Annotated in this window: 4 protein-coding genes; 2 read left to right on the top strand and 2 right to left on the bottom strand. The window is 59.3% G+C overall.

The features are described from left to right. Nucleotides 1-65: 65 nt before the first annotated feature. The gene (locus QM600_RS28170; protein WP_283265052.1) at nucleotides 66-557 is read left to right on the top strand and encodes an inorganic diphosphatase; all 492 of its coding nucleotides are present in this window, start codon (nucleotides 66-68) and stop codon (nucleotides 555-557) included. Between the two features lie 79 nt (nucleotides 558-636). Here QM600_RS28170 and QM600_RS28175 read toward each other — a convergent pair whose 3' ends face one another. After that, nucleotides 637-1467: a crotonase/enoyl-CoA hydratase family protein gene (locus QM600_RS28175; RefSeq protein WP_283265047.1), complete on the bottom strand. Its 831-nt coding sequence runs from the start codon at nucleotides 1465-1467 to the stop codon at nucleotides 637-639. A 26-nt stretch (nucleotides 1468-1493) separates the two neighbouring features. Then, nucleotides 1494-1700, bottom strand: a complete 207-nt coding sequence (locus tag QM600_RS28180; protein ID WP_169633779.1) for a hypothetical protein — start codon at nucleotides 1698-1700, stop codon at nucleotides 1494-1496. 219 nt (nucleotides 1701-1919) lie between these two features. Here QM600_RS28180 and QM600_RS28185 point away from each other — a divergent pair. Next, nucleotides 1920-3435: amino acid permease (locus QM600_RS28185; protein ID WP_283265048.1), on the top strand; the 1516-nt coding region annotated here is incomplete at its 3' end.

Raw genomic sequence — 3435 nt, forward strand, 5'->3', positions numbered from 1 at the left:
CAACCTTATCCTTGACCCGATATCCTTCCGACGAATCATTACCGACACGACAGCGAGGAATCGGCGTGGAGTTCGACGTCACCATCGAGATCCCCAAGGGTCAGCGCAACAAGTACGAGGTCGACCACGAGACTGGCCGCGTAAAGCTGGACCGTTACCTCTACACCGCCTTCGGCTACCCGGCTGACTACGGATACATCGAGAACACCCTCGGCGAGGACGGCGATCCACTGGACGCCATGGTTCTGCTGCCCGAGTCCGTCTACCCCGGCGTAATCGTCGAGGCTCGCCCCGTCGCCATGTTCAAGATGGTCGACGAGGCCGGCGGAGACGACAAGGTCCTGTGCGTTCCGGCAGGCGACCCTCGCTGGGATCACATTCAGGATCTCAGCGACATTTCGCAGTTCGAACTGGACGCGATCAAGCATTTCTTCGTCCACTACAAGGACTTGGAGCCGAACAAGTACGTCACCGGCGCTGACTGGGTCGGCGCAGCCGAGGCAAAGGCCGAGGTCGAGGCTTCGATCAAGCGTCTCGCCGACAACGGCGGACACTGACGCATCTGCGTAAAAAAATCCCCGCACATCTTTTCGATGTGCGGGGATTTTTTGTGCTTGCGGTTACTCGCCCGTTTCTCTACTCACCCTGAAAGACCGGGGGGCGCTTCTGGAAGACGGAGGTAATGGCTTCGGTCAGATCCTGCGACGGCAGGAACGCCGCGTTCCAGGCTGCGACGTAGCGCAGGCTGTCGTTCACGCTCGCGCTACGCGTGTGATCGAGGACGTCTTTGATGCCGTGGACGACGAGCGGCGGGTTGAGAGCAATCTCCTTGGCCGTTGCGTGAGCGGCCGCAAGGACGGCGTCTGCGTCGGCGAACACGTCGTTGACCAGACCGATTTTCTCGGCGCGTGCCGCATCGATGTCCTTGCCGGTCAGTGCCAGTTCACGCAGGTGGCCGTCGCCGATGATCGCGGGCAGACGGGCAAGACTGCCCATATCTGCGACGATGGCAACCTTCACCTCACGGATGCTGAACTTTGCGTCGGCGCTCGCGTAGCGGATGTCGGCGGCGGTGATGAGGTCGACGCCACCACCGATGCACCAGCCCTGGACTGCAGCGATCACGGGCTTGCGGCAATCGGCAACAGCGTTGATGCCCAACTGCATGCGCTTGATCATGTCGTGGAATTTGGTTCGAGGGCCGGCCTGGGCCTTGTCTGCCATGACGGCGCCGAACTCTCCGCTCATGGCAGCCAGGTCCAGTCCGAACGAGAAGTGCTTGCCCGAACCGGCGACGACGACGGCCCGCACCTCAGGATCTGCGTCGAGGTCGGCGAAGATCGCTGGGAGTTCACTCCAGAAATCCGGGCCCATCGCGTTGCCCTTGCCGGGGCCGATCAACGTCACCTGGGCAATGTTGTCTTCGCGCTCGACTGTGAACGCATTCCAACTCTTCTGTTCGCTCATTACTCAAGAGTAACCTCGAGTGGCGGTCAGCCGAAGAGTCCGGCCTCATCCAACACCAAGACCAGCAACGACACTGCGATCAGAGCGAACATCGTCAGCATTGCGATTCTGGTGGCACGTTCACTCGTCGGCGGAAAAACTCGGACCGCCGGATGCTCCGCGACGTACTGAGACAACGGAATTGTCCGCTTGCTCGACGTTGCCGAGCTCCTTACCGCGACACTCGTAGCCATTGCATTGTCCTTTCACCTTCGCGGTCCACTTCGAATACCCGAAAGGTCAAGCATCCGACGAGGTTCGACTTCTCCAATCTAGACCCGCCTCACGAAGAAATCAGCTCGAGGATCCTGCGAATCTGCTGAGAACCGGAAACTCTTCATGACACCCTGAAGCGGGTATCCCTGTTGATTAACCGAAAGGTTGATTCACACAGGGCAGGAGGAGCGATCGCCATGACGACAACGGCAGAAAACAGCACTCCTGACGACGGAGCGTCGCCGAAGCATCGACTGAGTTCGTGGTTGCTGGCAGATATCACCGAGGAACCCGGCGGACACCTAGGCCCGCACCGCATCGCACCGAAAAAGGAACATCGCCACCCGTGGTGGAAGGTCATGTGTCTGACGGGTGTCGACTACTTCTCGACACTCGGTTACCAACCTGGAATTGCCGCCCTCGCAGCCGGGACCTTGGCACCTCTCGCAACCATCGTTCTGATCCTGCTCACCATCTTCGGCGCCCTGCCGGTATACCGCCGTGTTGCCCGCGAAAGTCCACACGGCGAAGGTTCCATCGCCATGCTCGAAAAACTTCTGCCCAAGTGGCGGGGAAAGATATTCGTCCTGGTGCTGTTGGGTTTCGCGGCAACGGATTTCCTGATCACGATGACGCTGTCGGCCGCCGACGCCACCGCACACCTTATCGAAAATCCTTTTGCGCCAACCTTTCTCTCCGGACACACAGTCGCGGTCACTCTTGTTCTCCTCGCACTCCTGTCTGCTGTTTTTCTTCGCGGTTTCACCGAAGCCATCGGTATCGCAGTGGGCTTGGTCGCGGTTTACCTCGCACTGAATCTGGTCGTGATCGGCACAGGTTTATGGCACATCGCGACGGCTCCGTCATTGGTCACCGATTGGACTCGGGCAATGTCGACCGAACACGGAAACCCCGCGATGATGATCCTGGTCGCGTTGATCGTTTTCCCGAAACTTGCTCTCGGACTGTCGGGTTTCGAGACCGGCGTCGCCGTCATGCCGCAGATCAAAGGTGATCGGGCCGACACCGAGGAGAATCCGGAAGGCCGTATCCGCGGAGCTAAACGATTGCTCACCACAGCCGCATTGATCATGAGCGGGTTCTTGCTGACATCAAGCCTGGTGACGACAATCCTCATCCCGGAGAACGAGTTTCAGCCCGGCGGAGCGGCCAACGGTCGAGCTTTGGCATTCCTCGCTCACGACTATCTGGGGCAAATTTTCGGAAGCGTCTACGACCTGAGCACCATTCTGATTCTATGGTTTGCCGGCGCTTCCGCGATGGCCGGCTTACTCAATCTGGTTCCGCGATACCTCCCCCGGTACGGAATGGCCCCGTCGTGGGCGCGGGCAGTGCGCCCACTCGTCCTTGTTTTCAGCATCATCGCGATCACCGTCACGGTCTATTTCGACGCGAATGTCGACGCCCAGAGTTCCGCGTATGCAACCGGCGTTCTTGTCCTCATCTCCTCCGCGACGGTCGCCGTCGCACTCTCGGCACGCAAACGTGGCGCCCGAAAATTGTTCTGGGGCTTCAGCTTTATCGCAGTGCTGTTTGTCTATACGACCATTGCCAATATCGTGGAGCGGCCGGACGGAGTGAAGGTCGCGTCGTTCTTCATCGCCGCAATCCTCGTCGTATCGTTGATGTCTCGAATTTCACGGGCATTCGAACTGCGGGCCACTTCTGTCGAATTCGACGAGACCGCTTTGC

Origin of the sequence: Rhodococcus sp. IEGM 1379, assembly GCF_030056815.1 — a bacterium.
GTDB lineage: Bacteria > Actinomycetota > Actinomycetes > Mycobacteriales > Mycobacteriaceae > Rhodococcus_F.

What these genes read in the sequence shown, in the direction of transcription:
- QM600_RS28175 (WP_283265047.1), bottom strand. Translation starts at nt 1,467, where the DNA reads ATGAGCGAACAGAAGAGTTGGAATGCGTTCACAGTCGAGCGCGAAGAC.
- QM600_RS28180 (WP_169633779.1), bottom strand. Translation starts at nt 1,700, where the DNA reads ATGGCTACGAGTGTCGCGGTAAGGAGCTCGGCAACGTCGAGCAAGCGG.